Origin of the sequence: Pseudofulvibacter geojedonensis (genome assembly GCF_042675745.1) — a bacterium.
In the GTDB taxonomy this organism is placed as follows: Bacteria; Bacteroidota; Bacteroidia; order Flavobacteriales; family Flavobacteriaceae; genus Pseudofulvibacter; species Pseudofulvibacter geojedonensis.
In genome coordinates this window covers 95,546-113,035 of record NZ_JBHTJM010000001.1, presented here as the reverse complement: position 1 = coordinate 113,035, position 17,490 = coordinate 95,546, and the positions used below count along the sequence as shown (strand labels likewise).

Below are 17,490 nucleotides of genomic sequence, written 5' to 3'. Positions count from 1 at the left end.
CTTATTTTTCTGTATATTTCTTAAACTCATTTAACCATTTTTGAGTTTGTTTTTTGAAAAAATTAGGAAATAATTTCGATATGATTTTAATTACAAAACCTTTAAAAATTGTATAATGAATCTCTGTGATTATTTGAGTTTCATTATCAGATAAAGGCTTAAAGGTAGTTTTCATAGTATTACTCATATGTGTATGGTCGTATTGAGCATAGAAAAACATGGGTAGATTGTTTTCTAAAATAGTTTCTTCCATTTCAAACTTATCGTAGTATAATTTACTTTTAGCTCCAGTAGCATGAAGTTCTCCACTAATTAATTCTTTTTTAATAAAACCCTTCATGCTTCTTTTAAGAGATTCTGGGTTTAAAAACTCTTCAATAACAGTATTAACAGGTTTATTTATGCAAACAGAACAAGTAAATTTCATAAAATGTTTTTTATAAAAATAACGATTAAAACTGATTTAAAAACTACTTTTGTGTATCAATTAATATGATTTTAATGCAAAAGGATTTAAGTAATTACAGGAAGTCTTATGAGAAGTCTGAACTATTATTAAATAATGTTCCAGATAATCCATTGCAATTATTTCAAACTTGGTTTTATGAAGTGGACAGGTCAGATACGGTTGATGAAGCTAATGCAATGACTGTATCTACAATTGGTAAAGATGGTTTTCCAAAAAGTAGAGTAGTACTGTTAAAAAAATATACTCACGAAGGATTTATTTTTTATACTAATTACAATAGTGAAAAGGGAAAAGCTATAGCTCATAATAATCAGGTTTGTTTGTCTTTTTTTTGGCATTCTGCCGAAAAGCAAGTAATTATAAAGGGTAAAGCAGAAAAGGTTTCTAATTCAGTATCAGATGGTTATTTTGCTAGTAGGCCTAGAGGAAGTCAGCTAGGTGCACACGTGTCTAATCAAAGTAAAGTGGTTCAAAAAAAAGACCTAGAAAACAAGTTGAAGGAGTTAGAATTGTATTATGAAGGAAAAGAAATACCGAGGCCAGAACATTGGGGAGGGTATATTGTAAAACCGGTTGAAATTGAATTTTGGCAAGGTAGACCAAATAGACTTCATGACAGAATAAGGTATAAGCTAGAAGAGGATTTTTCTTGGAAGATAGATAGATTAGCTCCATAAAAAAAATAACTACTTCACATGATATCGACTTAAACCCTAATAATTACACAATCTTCGATAATTTAATTACGTGAAGTAGTTATAATATTTAAAAATTTGATTAACTACATTTTAGTAAGTATTTTTTTGATGGGGGAATTTATTACTTGGTTTGTATAAAAAGAGAACCACTCCGCATTATATCGACTTAAACCCTAATAATTACACAATCTTCGATAATTTAAATATACGAAGTAGTCTCTAGATTATTTTATTGATAATTGTTTAACTACTTTTTAATAATAGTAATTTTTAGAGGAATGAGTTTTTTGGGATTATAAATATACGTAATATTTGTTAAAATAATGATTTTTATTTAAAAAATAAACAGTTATATTGATGATATCACTATAAAAGGTGATGTTTTAATTCATTTTCTCAATCACAAATTCTGTTCGTCTATTTGCTTGATGTTGATCTTCATTACACTTTTTACCATCCCCGCAATCATTAGTTAATTGATATTCTCCATATCCTTTATGAGATGTTATTCTACTTGTTTCTATACCTTGCTCTATAAAGTAATTATAAGTTGATTCTGCTCTTTTAGAAGAGAGTTTTTCATTATACGCTGCAGATCCTCTAGAATCTGTGTGAGATTCAATATGAATAACCATATTTTTGTATTTATTCATTACCGCAATAATTTTGTTGAGCTCAGGTTTTGCATCTTCTCTAATATCCCATTTATCAAAATCAAAGTAAATAATATCTGCACTTAATCCAGCTAATATATTCATATCTCTAAGCGGATCTAATTCAAGATTTACAATCATTTCTGTATATTCTTCTTGATTAAATGAGTTGAAGGCTTTAAAATCGTTCTCAAATTTTGGTTTATCACCATTTATTTGATAGTTATGATTTCTTTTGATTAGTTTTTCATAGTAACCATCTTCAGCTGTAACTACTTCATGTAAAATATTTCCATCGCTATCAGACAGTATTATAGTAGCTCCCTCAAGTGGTTCTTTGGTTATCTTATCTGTTATTCTACCTTTAAGTGTAAAGTCTCTTCTTCTGGTAAAAGTATATATATCATCGTCTCCAACGCCACCTTCTCGGTTTGAAGAAAGAAATCCTTCGTTTCCTAACTCATTTAAATTATAAGCAAAATCATCTGCAATACTATTCACAGGTTCTCCAAGGTTGGTTACATTACTATATGTGTTATCTTTTAATTCTGCTGTAAATATATCTAGCTGTCCTAAACCTAAATGACCATCTGAAGAAAAATATAATCTGTTTTCTTTTTGATGGAAAAACGGAAACATTTCATTCCCTTCTGTATTAATAATTGGTCCTAAATTCATGGGTTTTTTTAAGCCTCCACGTTCGTGTACTTCACAAACATAAATATCTGTTCCTCCATAACCACCAGGCATGTCTGAAGTAAAAAAGAAATATTTTCCATCGCTACTAATAGAAGGATGACCTACAGAATATTCATCGCTACTAAAAAATAAAGGTCTACTGTTTACCCATTCGTTGTTAATCAATTCGGCTCTAAATATTTTTAAGTTATTAGTTCCCTCAGAGTCTTTAATAGCCTTTTTGTTATGATAGTTGTTTCTAGTGAAATACATATATTTACCGTTAGGAGTGAAGCAGGCTGCTCCTTCATGAAACTTTGTGTTAATTGACTCTGGTAAGCGTATAGCAACACTACTAGAATCATTTAATTTAAAAATGTCAAGAAAAGGTTGGTTGTTCCAGTTATACACTCTTTTTGTACTTGCATCTTCATCATTTCTTGCTGAAACAAAATAGGTTTCTCCGTTGTATTTTATAGCTCCATAATCACTATTATATGTATTTGCAGGATGGTTTTTTAAAGCATATCGTTTTTCTTTGTTATATATTAAATCAAAAAAATCAGGATTGTCAAAAAATTGATTGGCACGGGTATCTTTCCCTCCAATATTTTTGAATTTACGCATCCATTTTTCTGATTTTTTATACTCTCCAGCACCTCTTAAAGCTTGAGCATATGCTAAATAATATTTTGGATTAGCCGATTTTCTTACTACATTTTTGTAATGTTTTAAAGCATTTTCTGGTTGCCTCAAAAACATATAGCAATTCGCTAATCGCTCATTAATATGAAAATTGTCAGGTTTTTTCTGATACATTTCATTGTAAACTTCAACGGCTTTTATAAATGAGAATTCATTATATAATTTATCAGCATATTTTTTCTTACCTAGTTGACTAAAAGCTGTCAAGCTAAATAAGGTAGCTATTATTAAAAGGACGATACGTTTCATAATAAAATAATTTAAAGTGTTATAAAATCACCTAGGCGCTCGATATATAGATTATAGACTTAGGTTAGCTTTGCACGCTATTAAAAATACCTAGGTGATTTATATCTACTGTTATTATATTTAAATTCATAAATAAGCATTACTTCGTGTGTTCCAGATGTATATCTGGCTATATCTGTTACCGGATATTCAAATGCATATCCAATCCTAAATTGTTTATTTAACTTAAAATCGAATAGTGCTCCAATGGCATCATCAACTCTGTAGGAAGCTCCTAACCAAAATTTTTCATAGAAAAGAAATACTGCACTCCCTTCTACAGACAAAGGAGCTCCACTTGTATATTTCGTAGAAAAAGAAGGTCTAAACTTGGTGTTTGATGTCATGTCAAAAACATAACCACCAATTAGGTAATAATGATTTTGTTCAAGTGCAACATATTCACTGTCCTTGTTATAGTCGTTGTTTAATATTCTTGGAGACGATAGACCTGCATACCATTTTTCTGTATGATAATACATACCAACCCCAACGTTAGGAGTCCATCTGTTTAATTGATCTTGAAAATATGGATCGTTTAAAACTTCTTGATACGTAAATAATTCAGGATCAATTTTATATTGACTAAAACCAGCCTTGACTCCAAAAGCTAAATGATGATCTTCTTTTACTTTTATAGTATATGAATAATCTGCATATACATATGAGAAGTTTTCATAACCTGATTGGTCGTGCATTACAGAAATACCCAATCCCATATTTTCGTTTCTTAGAGGAGAATGAACGGAAATGGTTGTAGTTCTAGGAACTTCATCATCAAATCCAACCCATTGATTTCTATTCACAGCATTAATGGCTAGAGCATCTCTACTACCAGTATAGCCTGGGTTAACAGCAATGGTGTTATACATATAGTGTGTAAATTGCGGTTGTTGTTGCGCATTACAATTGTATTGAGAACTTATTAGGGCAATCGCGATTAAAATTATCTTTTTCATCTGTTTTTAGTATTAAATTAGTAATTACTCAGATGGAACACCTTGGGGTGTGTGTTGCCGTATGATTGTGTTAAGTTGTTAGTCTGTTCCTAAAAACACGTGTCCAGTTATAGGATCTACATCGCTGTTTTTAATTTCAATTATATAATAGTACGTACCATGTGGTAATTTAGTTCCACTACCAATGGTAGATCCACCTGCATGAGCATTTCCTCTCCAACCACCTTTTTTAGAGTCGTAGTTGTTGCTTTCGAAAACTAGGTTCCCCCAACGGTTAAATATTTTTAAAGTAGGTGTACCACAGTCATCTAGACCTTCTACTTTAAAGAAATCATTATAAATATCTCCATTAGGAGTAACTACTTTAGAAATATACATATCGTCTGTGCAGTCAAAGCACTCATCATCTACTATGATGGTAATAGTTCCTGTAAGGTTACATTCATCATCTGTGTAATAGGTAATAGTATATTGACCTACTGGAGCAATGGTTGGATCGAAATGATGATCTATAATTGTATACTGACCAGAAGTTACTTCGAAGTAACCAGTACCATGATATTCATCGTTTATCAATGTATATAAGTCTAAAACTTCATCATCTATACAAAGCTCAATATTTTGAGTAATTACTTCATTGGTAGTTACATGAATTACCTGTTGTATTGTACTTATATTATCACACTCATCGGAAACAATCCACGACCAAACAATATCATAATCACTATCTCCGGAAACTGTTACAATTTCTTCATTAAATTCAATAGTTACATCTTCATCACAATTGTCTGTAGCTTCGATTTCTGGTACTTCAGGAATTTCTGTACAAAAAACAGTTATTTCTGACTCTAATTCAGTAAGTATGGTAGGAGCAATAGTATCTTCTATGCTAAATATAGCACTTGTAGTTGCAGTATTTCCACAAGGATCTGCTGCGGTGAATGTTACTTCTATATATTGCTGACTACCACAACCATCAATCCATTTATCTTCAGTATAGTTGTTTGTCCAGGTTACTTCAGAACAGTTATCTGTAGCTGTAGCTCCACCAAAAGTTGCTAACCAATCTTCAAACATTTCTTCAGTATAATCACTACATTCTACTGTTAAATCTTGTGCATCTACCTCTATAACTGGAGCAGAGTTATCTTCAACTGTAATAATTTGCTGATAGGTTTTACTGTTACCAGCACAATCTGTAGCGGTCCAAGTTCTGATAATAGAGTAAGCACCTGCACATTCATCATCTTGACCTTCAACATCTTCTGAAGCAGTAATAGTAATATTAGTATCAGAGTTACAATTATCTACAGCAGTTACTATAACATCATCTAAACTAGGAATGGTATCATGACAGTTTAAAGTGATATCCTGTGGTAATTCTCCAGAAAAATCTGGTGCTGTACTATCTATAACGGTTATGATTTGAATATGTTCCGTTTTATTACCGGCACAATCTGTAGCTGTCCAGCTTCTTGTAATTGTATATTCATTTGCACATTCATCATCTTGCCCTGAAATTACTTCGAAAGGAGTAATAGTAATATCATTGGCTTCAGCACAATTGTCTGTAACCTCTAGTATAACATCTTCTAAGTCTGGTATAGAATCATCACACTCAACAGTCATATCTTGAGGCAATGAACTAGCTACAAATTCTGGTGCATCTGAATCTATTACAGTGATTACTTGAGTATGTGAGAATGAATTACCAGCACAGTCTGTAGCTATCCAAGTTCTTGTAATAGTATATTCGTTAGCACATTCATCGTCTTGCCCTGAAATTACTTCAGAAGGAGTGATGGTAATGTCACTTACATCAGCACAGTTATCAATAGCTTCAAGAACTACATCGTTTAAATTAGGAATATCGTCATCACACTCAACAGTCATGTCTTGTGGTAAAGAACTAGCTACAAACTCTGGAGCATCTGAATCTATTACAGTGATTGTTTGAGTGTGCGAGAATGAGTTACTTGCACAATCAGTAGCTACCCAAGTTCTTGTAATAGTATATTCATTAGCACATTCATCATCTTGTCCACTAAAGCTTTCGCTAAATGATATTTGAATATCGTTATCGCAAGAATCTCCAGCAGTTAATGTTTCAGCTTGCGGTACTTCATCACATTCTACTGTAATATCTCCAGGTAAATTTTCATTAAAAGTAGGAGCAGTGGTATCTTCAAAAGTAAGAGTTACATTTAAAGTAGCACTATTGTCACAGTCATCAGTAACAGTATAAGTTACTGGAATAGAACCTGCTAGTCCACAAGAAACATTTAAGTTGCTAAAGCTATAATCTGAAGTAACGGTTATACCTAAGTCGTTAGCACAGGCTTGTAGAGCAGCAATATTGTCTGCATTCCACTGATCTGCTATAGATTCGTTATTTGTTCCATCACATTCTAGTGTTAAGCTATTTACATCACAATCAGATAAATCAGGTATTGTAATATCATCAAAAGAAAGGATAGCACTTAGTATACTTGAGTTACCACAATCGTCTGTTATGGTGTAGGTTACGTTAATAGAACCACAAGGACCACAAGTTGTATTTAAATTATCAAAATTGTAATCAGAAGTTACTTGTCCTGAAAAATCAGGATCACAACTATCAGCAACACAAGCTTCTAAAGCAGCTATGTTAGCAGCATTCCACGCATCTGCAGCAGCTTGATTGTCATCTGTACATTCTAATACTTGATTGGTTACCGAACACCCATCTAAGTTAGGAGGAGTAGAATCGTTTAAAGTTAAAGTAGCATTTAATGTACTTGAGTTACCACAATCGTCAGTAATTGTATAGATAACGGCAATAGTGCCACCTAAACCACAAGTAGAACTTAAGTTGCTATATGCATAATTAGAAGTTACTTGCCCTGAAAAATCAGGATCACAACTATCAGCTACACAAGATTCAAGAGCAGTAATATTATCTGCATTCCACTGATCTGCTATAGACTCATTGTTAGTACCGTCACACTCAATAGTTGTATTGGTTACCGAACATGCGTCTAAGTTAGGAGGAGTAGAATCGTTTAAAGTTAAGGTAGCGTTTAATGTACTTGAGTTACCACAATCATCAGTAATTGTATAGATAACAGCAATAGTACCACCTAAACCACAAGTAGAGCTTAAGTTATTATATGTATAGTTAGAAGTTACTTGCCCTGAGAAATCAGGATCACAACTATCAGCTACACATGATTCAAGAGCAGTAATATTATCTGCATTCCACTGATCTGCTATAGACTGATTGTTAGTACCGTCACACTCAATAGTTGTATCGGTTACCGAACATGCGTCTAAGTTAGGAGCAGTGGTATCTTCAAAAGTAATAGTTACATTTAAAGTAGCACTATTGTCACAGTCATCAGTAACTGTATAAGTTACTGGGATAGAGCCTGCTTGTCCACAAGAAACATTTAAGTTGCTAAAGCTATAATCTGAAGTAACGGTTATACCTAAGTCATTAGCACAGGCTTGTAAAGCAGTAATATTGTCTGCATTCCATTGGTCTGCGATAGATTCGTTATTTGTTCCATCACATTCTAGTGTTAAGCTATTTACATCACAATCAGATAAATCAGGTATTGTAATATCATCAAAAGAAAGGATAGCGCTTAGTGTACTTGAGTTACCACAATCGTCTGTTATGGTATAGGTCACGTTAATAGAACCACAAGGACCACAAGTAGTATTTAAATTATCAAAATCATAATCTGAAATTACTTGTCCTGAGAAATCAGGATCACAACTATCAGCAACACACGATTCTAAAGCAGCTATATTAGCAGCATTCCACGCATCTGCAGCAGCTTGATTGTCATCTGTACATTCTAATACTTGATTGGTTACCGAACATGCGTCTAAGTTAGGAGGAGTAGAATCGTTTAAAGTTAAGGTTGCATTTAATGTACTTGAGTTACCACAATCATCAGTAATTGTATAGATAACGGCAATAGTACCACCTAAACCACAAGTAGAGTTTAAGTTGCTATATGCATAATTAGAAGTTACTTGCCCTGAAAAATCAGGATCACAACTATCAGCTACACATGATTCTAGAGCAGCTATATTGTCTGCATTCCACTGATCTGCTATAGACTCATTGTTAGTACCATCACATTCAATAGTAGTATCGGTTACCGAACATGCGTCTAAGTTAGGAGGAGTAGAGTCGTTTAAAGTTAAAGTAGCATTTAATGTACTTGAGTTACCACAATCATCAGTAATTGTATAGATAACAGCAATAGTACCACCTAAACCACAAGTAGAACTTAAGTTGCTATATGCATAATTAGAAGTTACTTGCCCTGAGAAATCAGGATCACAACTATCAGCTACACATGATTCAAGAGCAGCAATATTATCTGCATTCCACTGATCTGCTATAGCCTCATTGTTAGTACCATCACACTCAATAGTTGTATTGGTTACTGAACATGCGTCTAAGTTAGGAGGAGTAGAGTCGTTTAACGTTAAGGTGGCGTTTAATGTACTTAAGTTACCACAATCATCAGTAATTGTATAGATAACAGCAATAGTACCACCTAAACCACAAGTAGAACTTAAGTTGCTATATGCATAATTAGAAGTTACTTGCCCTGAGAAATCAGGATCACAACTATCAGCTACACATGATTCAAGAGCAGCAATATTATCTGCATTCCACTGATCTGCTATAGCCTCATTGTTAGTACCGTCACACTCAATAGTTGTATCGGTAACCGAACATGCGTCTAAATTAGGAGGAGTAGAATCGTTTAAAGTTAAAGTAGCATTTAACGTACTTGAGTTCCCACAATCATCAGTGATTGTATAGATAACCTCAATAGAACCACCTAAACCACAAGTAGAGCTTAAGTTGCTATATGCATAATTAGAAGTTACTTGCCCTGAGAAATCAGGATCACAACTATCAGCAACACATGATTCTAGAGCAGCAATATTATCTGCATTCCACTGATCTGCTATAGACTCATTGTTAGTACCATCACACTCAATAGTTGTATTGGTTACCGAACATGCGTCTAAGTTAGGTGGAGTAGAATCGTTTAAAGTTAAGGTTGCATTTAATGTACTTGAGTTACCACAATCATCAGTAATTGTATAGATAACCTCAATAGTACCACCTAAACCACAAGTAGAGCTTAAGTTGCTATATGCATAATTAGAAGTTACTTGCCCTGAGAAATCAGGATCACAACTATCAGCAACACATGATTCTAGAGCAGCAATATTATCTGCATTCCACTGATCTGCTATAGACTCATTGTTAGTACCATCACACTCAATAGTTGTATTGGTTACCGAACATGCGTCTAAGTTAGGTGGAGTAGAGTCGTTTAAAGTTAAAGTAGCATTTAATGTACTTGAGTTACCACAATCATCAGTAATTGTATAGATAACGGCAATAGAACCACCTAAACCACAAGTAGAGCTTAAGTTGCTATACGCATAATTAGAAGTTACTTGTCCTGAGAAATCAGGATCACAACTATCAGCAACACATGATTCTAGAGCAGCAATATTATCTGCATTCCACTGATCTGCTATAGCCTCATTGTTAGTACCGTCACATTCAATAGTAGTATTGGTTACTGAACATGCATCTAAGTTAGGTGGAGTAGAGTCGTTTAAAGTTAAAGTAGCATTTAAAGAAGCTGAACCACCACATTCATCTGTTACAGTATAAGTTACAAGAATAGTACCGCCTAAACCACAAGTAGAATTTAAGTTGGTAAATGAATAGTTAGAATTAACTGTAACAGCAGTATCATCTTGAGCACAAGATTCTAATTCAGCAATATTATCTGCATTCCATTGATCTGCTATAGCCTCATTATTAGTTCCGTCACATTCTATAGTTTCATCTGTAACATTACAGTTTGATAAATCAGGAATGGTATTATCATTAAAAGATAAGTTAAGTGTAATAGGAGTGTTGTTACCACAATCATCTATTACATTATAAGTTACACTTAAAGTACCACAAGGTCCACAAACTTGGTTTAAGTTACTGAAATTATAATCTGAAGTAACTGTTAAGTCTATATCACAGTTATCTGTAGCACAAGCTTGAATTGTAGCAAGATTGTCTGCGTTCCATTGGTCTGCAGCTGTTTCATTGTTGGATGCATCACAATCTAACGAAGTGTTAATATCTAAATTACAAGCTGAAATATCTGGCGCGATAGTATCATCAATAGTAATGGTTTGAGTAACGTTAATAGAGTTACCACAATCATCTGTTACTGAATAAGTTCTTGTAATTACTTCTGGACAAGAATTGTTATCTGATATATCAGAAACCCAAGCAACTACTGGATTAGTGGTACAGTTATCAGCTTCATCTGTAACTACTTCGATATCTACAACAGGAATATCTGCTGAACATTGTATGCTTACTGGATCTGGATTGGAAGCAGTAGGCAAAATATCGTCATCAATAGTAATGGTTTGAGTAACGTTAATAGAGTTACCACAATCATCTGTTACTGAATAAGTTCTTGTAATTACTTCTGGACAAGAATTGTTATCTGATACATCAGAAACCCAAACAACTACTGGATTAGCTGTACAGTTATCAGCTTCATCCGTAACTACTTCTATATCTACAGCAGGGATATCTGCTGAACACTGTATGCTTACCGGATCTGGATTAGAAGCAGTAGGAAGAACATCATCATCAATAATAATGGTTTGTGTAACGTTAATTGAGTTACCACAATCATCTGTTACAGAATAGGTTCTTGTAATTACTTCTGGACAAGAATTATTGTCTGACACATCAGAAACCCAAGCAACTACTGGATTAGCTGTACAGTTATCAGCTTCATCTGTAACTACTTCTATATCTACAGCAGGTAAATCTGCAGAACATTGTATGCTTACTGAATCTGGATTAGAAGCTGTAGGTAAAATATCATCATCAATAGTAATGGTTTGTGTAACGTTAATTGAATTACCACAATCATCTGTTACAGAGTAAGTTCTTGTAATTACTTCTGGACAAGAATTGTTATCAGATACATCAGAAACCCAAGCAACTACTGGATTAGCTGTACAGTTATCAGCTTCATCTGTAACTACTTCTATGTCTACAACAGGTAAATCTGCAGAACATTGTATGCTTACTGAATCTGGATTAGAAGCAGTAGGCAAAATGTCATCATCAATAGTAATGGTTTGTATAACGTTAATTGAGTTACCACAATCATCTGTTACAGAGTAAGTTCTTGTGATTACTTCTGGACAAGAATTGTTATCAGATACATCAGAAACCCAAGCAACTACTGGATTAGCTGTACAGTTATCAGCTTCATCTGTAACTACTTCTATGTCTACAACAGGTAAATCTGCAGAACATTGTATGCTTACTGAATCTGGATTAGAAGCAGTAGGCAAAATGTCATCATCAATAGTAATGGTTTGAGTAACATTAATAGAGTTACCACAATCATCTGTTACAGAGTAAGTTCTTGTAATTACTTCCGGACAAGAATTATTGTCCGACACATCAGAAACCCAAGCAACTACTGGATTAGCTGTACAGTTATCTGCTTCATCGGTAACTACTTCGATATCTATAGCAGGAATATCTGCTGAACATTGTATGCTTATTGGATCAGGATTAGAAGCAGTTGGCAAAGTATCATCATTAATAGTAATAGTTTGAGTAACGTTAATTGAGTTACCACAATCATCTGTTACAGAGTAAGTTCTTGTAATTACTTCTGGACAAGAATTATTGTCCGACACATCAGAAACCCAAGCAACTACTGGATTAGCCGTACAATTATCAGCTTCATCTGTAACTACTTCTATGTCTACAACAGGTAAATCTGCAGAACATTGTATGCTTACTGAATCTGGATTAGAAGCAGTAGGCAAAATGTCATCATCAATAGTAATGGTTTGAGTAACGTTAATTGAGTTACCACAATCGTCTGTTACAGAGTAAGTTCTTGTAATTACTTCCGGACAAGAATTGTTATCAGATACATCAGAAATCCAAGCAACAGTAGGAGTGCCACTATCATCAGTTTCATCATCAACTACATTAATATCAGGATCTGGTACATCTGCGCTACATTGAACATTTATTGAGTTAGGGTTAGTGGCCGTAGGTGGATTGTTATCACCTTCATTAATAGTTACAGTCATTGTATCTGTACATCCGTTTGCATCAGTTACAATTACCGTATAGTCTCCAGCCGATAGGCTATTTAAATCTTGTGTATCATTATCAGGGTCTTCTAATCCGTCATTATCCCAATCATAGGTGTATGGAGCTAAACCTCCAGATACTGTTAAATCTATGGATGCATCATTACTTGCATTACAACTTATATCAATATGAGTTTCAGATAATGTAATAATATCATAAACAGTAACATTTTTTATTATTGTATCTGATGTACCATTACCATCAGTAACTATAAGGGTTACACTATATGTTCCAGCACTTGGGAAGGTGTGAGAAAAAGTAGCATCAGAAGGCATGAAAGGGCTAGGTCCCTCAATAGGACCGGTACCAACTCCTGAATGTCCCCAATCCCAAGTATACTGGTATGGGTTAGGAAGTAGAACATCAATTGGGTCGTTAGGATCTCTTACTAAACCACCGGTAGTGGTAGAAGTAAAGTTTGCTGTATAGTCTGTACTACAATCTACATCCGTTATAAAATTTGCAACTAATGGTGCATCTACTAATATATCACCTACATTATCACATTGAGCTTTGTTAAAATCAGTTATTTGAACATTGTTACAATCTATTCCTCCTGCTGTAACCCATCCTAAAGTTGCATTAGAGAAAATGATTTCATCTCCACAAGTCCAATTTATAGAATCAATCATAATTTCATTAACTCCATTGTTAGAGCTAGATAAGTCTCCAACACAATGTTGATAAAAAATAGTATCTGTTGTACCATCTTGATGATTTAATGTTAAATCTGCAAAAATGGTAAAAGCACTAACGTTAGAATTTGAATTAGAAGAGTAATTAGACCAAACATAAGCCATTACAGGATCTCCTGGATTACAAGGAGAAACTGGAACAGATGAATCTGTTGGACTGCCTGCTAGAAATACTTCTAAAATTGTGTAGTTGTTAGAGTTGCATCCAAGATCCAGATCTCTTAAATCATCTTCTGGATTTAATTGTGCGAAAGTTGAATTAGTACCATACAAACATAATAGTACCAATAATGGTAAAACAAAATTTTTCATAACCCCCAATGTTTTCATTTGTTATTAATGATAACATAGGTAGGATGTATAACTGTTCAATTTAAGACTAGGGCGCTTAATTGGACAGGTTTAAGAAAAAATAACTAGAATAATTAAAGAATTTAGATAAACAATTAAGACTAGTTAAATCAATTGTGTTTTTCAAATTTAGTAAAAAAACTAATTAAAAAATAAATAATTGTTAATAAAAAAATGCTTATATTATTAATATTATATATGTAGTTTTTTAATAAAAAAAATAAAAATGAAAAAACTGTTTATAATTAGGCATGCAAAATCTTCTTGGAAATATAATCTAAAAGATCATGATAGACCATTAAAAAAAAGAGGAGAAAATGATGCCGAATTATTATCAAAGTATACCAATGAGTTATTTGATAATCCAGAAATTGTTCTTTGTTCTACAGCAAACAGAACTAGGTTAACCGCTAATTATTTTATTAAAAATTGGAATTTAGATATCGAAAAAGTTTTTTATAAGTCTCAACTATATGATTTTTCAGGCTTAGATCTCATTCAGCAAGTAAAACAATGTGATAATAGCATTAATTCTTTAATGATTTTTGGTCATAATTTTGCTGTTACCGACTTTGTCAATACTTTTGGAAACATATATGTAGAAAATGTTCCTACTTGTGGATTTGTAGTAATTGATTTTAATGTCAGTTCTTGGGCAAATATTACAAAAGGAACTACAATCTATAAAGTTTTTCCAAAAGAAATTAGATGACAAATAAGAGCAATCGTTACATCAATAGAGAGTTAAGTTGGTTACAATTTAATGAAAGAGTTCTTCAAGAGGCTGCAGATAAAACGGTTCCGTTGTTAGAACGCTTACGTTTTATAGGAATTTTTTCTAATAACTTAGACGAGTTCTTTAAAGTAAGATATGCAACTGTAAAAAGAATTTCTGAAGCTGGTAAAGGAGGTAGAAAAGCTCTAGGGGTCTATAAGGCTGATGAGTTATTAGATCTTATAACCAAAGAAGTTATAGAACAACAAACAAAAAGTTTGACCATTCTGAAGTCTATTTATAAAGAATTAGAGGCTGAAAATATTTTTGTTTTAACCGAAGATTCTATAAAGCATCATGAGCATCAAGAATTTATCAAACGTTTTTATGTTGAAAAGGTAAGTCCAGCTTTAATGGCTATTTTATTAAACGATTTTACTCCCATACCAAGACTACAGGATTCTGCGGCTTACTTAGCAGTAAAAATGACAGTTATTAATGGAGATAATAAATATGCTTTGTTAGAAATACCTAGAACAATTGATAGATTTGTTGTTTTACCTCGTATTAATAGTAAGGACTCTATTATTCTTTTAGATGATTTAATTCGTTATAATTTAAATTCCATATTTAATGTTTTTGATTATGATTCTATTGAAGCTCATATGATAAAAATAACTCGTGATGCCGAGTTAGATATGGAATCTGATTTAGGAAAAAGCTTTCTTGAAAAATTATCAAAAAGTGTAAAAAACAGAAAAGATGGTGATCCAGTACGTTTTGTTTACGATAAAAATATAGCTGCAGATACATTGCATTATTTAATGTCTAAAATGGGTATTGAAGAAAACGATAGTGTTATACCAGGAGGTAGGTATCATTTTAGGAGAGACTATATGGATTTTCCTAGTTTTGGTAGAACCGATTTATTGTATAAAAAAGACAAACCTCTCCCAATTAAAGGCCTATCATTAAATGATAACTTATTTAACAAAATTGCACAGCAAGACTATCTGCAATATACACCTTATCACACTTTTTCTTATACTATTAAATTTTTAAGAGAAGCAGCGTTAGACCCAAAGGTTAAAGCCATTAAAATAACTATTTATAGGCTAGCTAAAGTATCTCATATTGCTAGTTCTTTAATTAATGCTGCTAAAAATGGAAAAGATGTTACTGTTCAGATAGAGTTACAAGCCCGTTTTGATGAAGAGTCAAACATGTTATATGCCCAAAGAATGCAAGATGAAGGGGTAAAACTTATTTTTGGCGTACCAGGTTTAAAAGTTCATTGTAAAGTTTGCTTAGTAGAACGATTAGAAGAAAATAAAATAAAACGCTATGGTTTTATAAGTACAGGTAACTTTAATAGTTCTACCGCAAAAGTATATACAGATTATACCTTGTTTACTGCTAACCAAGAAATATTAAAAGATTTAAATAAAGTATTTAATTTCTTAGATAGAAACTACATTGTAAACAAATACAAACATTTATTAGTTTCTCCTCATTATGCAAAAAATGCATTTTTGAAATTAATAGATCAGGAAATAATTAAGGCAAGAGAAGGTAAGCAGGCTAAAATCAGACTAAAGCTAAATAGTTTGACTAGTTATAAAATGGTAGATAAGCTTTATGAAGCTAGTCAGGCTGGAGTAGAAGTTCAGATGATAATTAGAGGGGTTTGCTGTTTAATTCCTCAGCTTAAAGGTTTGAGTGAATCTATAAAGGCTATTAGTGTTGTAGATAAGTACTTAGAACACCCTAGATTGTTGATTTTTGGAGCAGATGGTAATGAAAAAGTATTTATATCCTCATCAGACTGGATGACTAGAAACTTAGATAATAGAGTTGAAGTTACTTGTCCAATTTACGATCAAAGTATAAAAAAGGAAATTATAGAAACTTTTACTATTGGCTGGAAAGACAACGTTAAAGCAAGAGTGTTTTCTAAAGAGCAAAAGAATGAGTACGTAAAATCTAATGAACCTACTTTTAGATCTCAAGTAGAAACGTATAGTTATTATTTAAATAAAAATAATAGTAAATGATTATAAAAAAATATGCAGCAATTGATATTGGATCGAATGCTGTAAGAATGTTAATAGCAAATGTAATTGAAGAAGAAGGGAAGCGCCCAAATTTTAAAAAGAGTTCCTTAATACGTGTTCCTATTCGTTTAGGTCAAGATGCTTTTACTGTTGGAACTATTTCTCCAGAGAAAATTATTAAAATGAAAGACACCATGATGGCTTTTAAATTGCTAATGAAATCTCATGGTGTAGAAAAATATATGGCTTGTGCAACTTCAGCAATGAGAGAGGCTAATAATGGAAAAGATATAGCTTTAGCAATAAAAGAAACTAGCGATATCGATATCGAAATAATCGATGGTAAAAAAGAAGCTGCTATCATTGCCTCTACAGATTTAAAAACATTTATAGATCCAGATAAAAATTATTTATATGTAGATGTTGGTGGTGGGAGTACAGAATTCACTGTTTTTTCTAGAGGTAAAATAATTAATTCAAAATCATTTAAAATAGGCACAGTTAGGCTTATTAATGAGTCTATAACAGAAGAAGTGTGGAATAATATAGAATCTTGGATTAAGAAGAATACCAATGCTTATGAAAAAATAACTATGATAGGTTCTGGAGGGAATATTAATAAAATACATAAGTTATCAGGAAAAACCACCGATAGACCATTGTCTTATGTGTTTTTAAATGCTCAATATCATTTTTTTAATGCAATGTCTTATGCTGATAGAATTTCTGAAATAGGCTTAAACCCTGATAGGGCAGATGTAATTATACCTGCATTAAAAATATACTTAAATGCAATGAAATGGAGTAAATCTAAAAAAGTATATGTACCTAAAATAGGTCTGTCAGATGGAATTATAAAAACACTTTATTATTCAGATAAATAAGTACTCTAAAAATGTTTTTCATCTAGAAAAGAGCTTTTTTTAACGATTAAAAGGCTCTTTTTTTGTTTAAAACAAAAGAATGTTCGTAGATTAAATAAGAGTTCT

The 17,490-nt window shown here is 32.6% G+C and carries 8 protein-coding genes; 4 read left to right on the top strand and 4 right to left on the bottom strand.

What is annotated here, in order from left to right; all coding sequences use genetic code 11:
- Position 1 precedes the first annotated feature (1 nt).
- Positions 2-427 (bottom strand): hypothetical protein, encoded by a 426-nt coding sequence (locus tag ACFQ1O_RS00475; RefSeq protein WP_377712170.1) that lies wholly within the window; start codon positions 425-427, stop codon positions 2-4.
- Between the two features lie 74 nt (positions 428-501).
- Here ACFQ1O_RS00475 and pdxH point away from each other — a divergent pair, with 74 nt between their 5' ends.
- The gene (gene pdxH, locus ACFQ1O_RS00470; RefSeq protein WP_377712168.1) at positions 502-1,146 is read left to right on the top strand and encodes a pyridoxamine 5'-phosphate oxidase; all 645 of its coding nucleotides are present in this window, start codon (positions 502-504) and stop codon (positions 1,144-1,146) included.
- 404 nt (positions 1,147-1,550) lie between these two features.
- Here the strand turns inward: pdxH and ACFQ1O_RS00465 are convergent, their stop codons facing one another.
- The 3 genes from ACFQ1O_RS00465 to ACFQ1O_RS00455 all read right to left on the bottom strand — a co-directional run bounded on the left by ACFQ1O_RS00465 (position 1,551) and on the right by ACFQ1O_RS00455 (position 13,693).
- The gene (locus tag ACFQ1O_RS00465) at positions 1,551-3,452 is read right to left on the bottom strand and encodes an OmpA family protein (protein ID WP_377712166.1); all 1,902 of its coding nucleotides are present in this window, start codon (positions 3,450-3,452) and stop codon (positions 1,551-1,553) included.
- Between the two features lie 80 nt (positions 3,453-3,532).
- Positions 3,533-4,450 carry a PorP/SprF family type IX secretion system membrane protein gene (locus ACFQ1O_RS00460; protein ID WP_377712164.1) on the bottom strand — a complete coding sequence of 306 codons (918 nt, stop codon included), beginning with the start codon at positions 4,448-4,450 and terminating at the stop codon, positions 3,533-3,535.
- Positions 4,451-4,528: 78 nt separating this feature from the next.
- Positions 4,529-13,693: an HYR-like domain-containing protein gene (locus tag ACFQ1O_RS00455; protein ID WP_377712162.1), complete on the bottom strand. Its 9,165-nt coding sequence runs from the start codon at positions 13,691-13,693 to the stop codon at positions 4,529-4,531.
- A gap of 265 nt (positions 13,694-13,958) precedes the next feature.
- Between ACFQ1O_RS00455 and ACFQ1O_RS00450 the strand changes: the two genes are divergently transcribed.
- From ACFQ1O_RS00450 to ACFQ1O_RS00440, 3 genes are read left to right on the top strand one after another with little or no spacing between them, the layout of a single operon-like run.
- Positions 13,959-14,444, top strand: a complete 486-nt coding sequence (locus ACFQ1O_RS00450) for a SixA phosphatase family protein (RefSeq protein WP_377712160.1) — start codon at positions 13,959-13,961, stop codon at positions 14,442-14,444.
- The gene (gene ppk1, locus ACFQ1O_RS00445; protein ID WP_377712158.1) at positions 14,441-16,501 is read left to right on the top strand and encodes a polyphosphate kinase 1; all 2,061 of its coding nucleotides are present in this window, start codon (positions 14,441-14,443) and stop codon (positions 16,499-16,501) included. The genes ACFQ1O_RS00450 and ppk1 overlap by 4 nt, the downstream gene beginning before the upstream one ends.
- On the top strand, positions 16,498-17,385 hold the full coding sequence (locus ACFQ1O_RS00440; RefSeq protein ID WP_377712156.1) for a Ppx/GppA phosphatase family protein: 888 nt from the start codon (positions 16,498-16,500) through the stop codon (positions 17,383-17,385). The genes ppk1 and ACFQ1O_RS00440 overlap by 4 nt, the downstream gene beginning before the upstream one ends.
- Positions 17,386-17,490 lie beyond the last annotated feature (105 nt).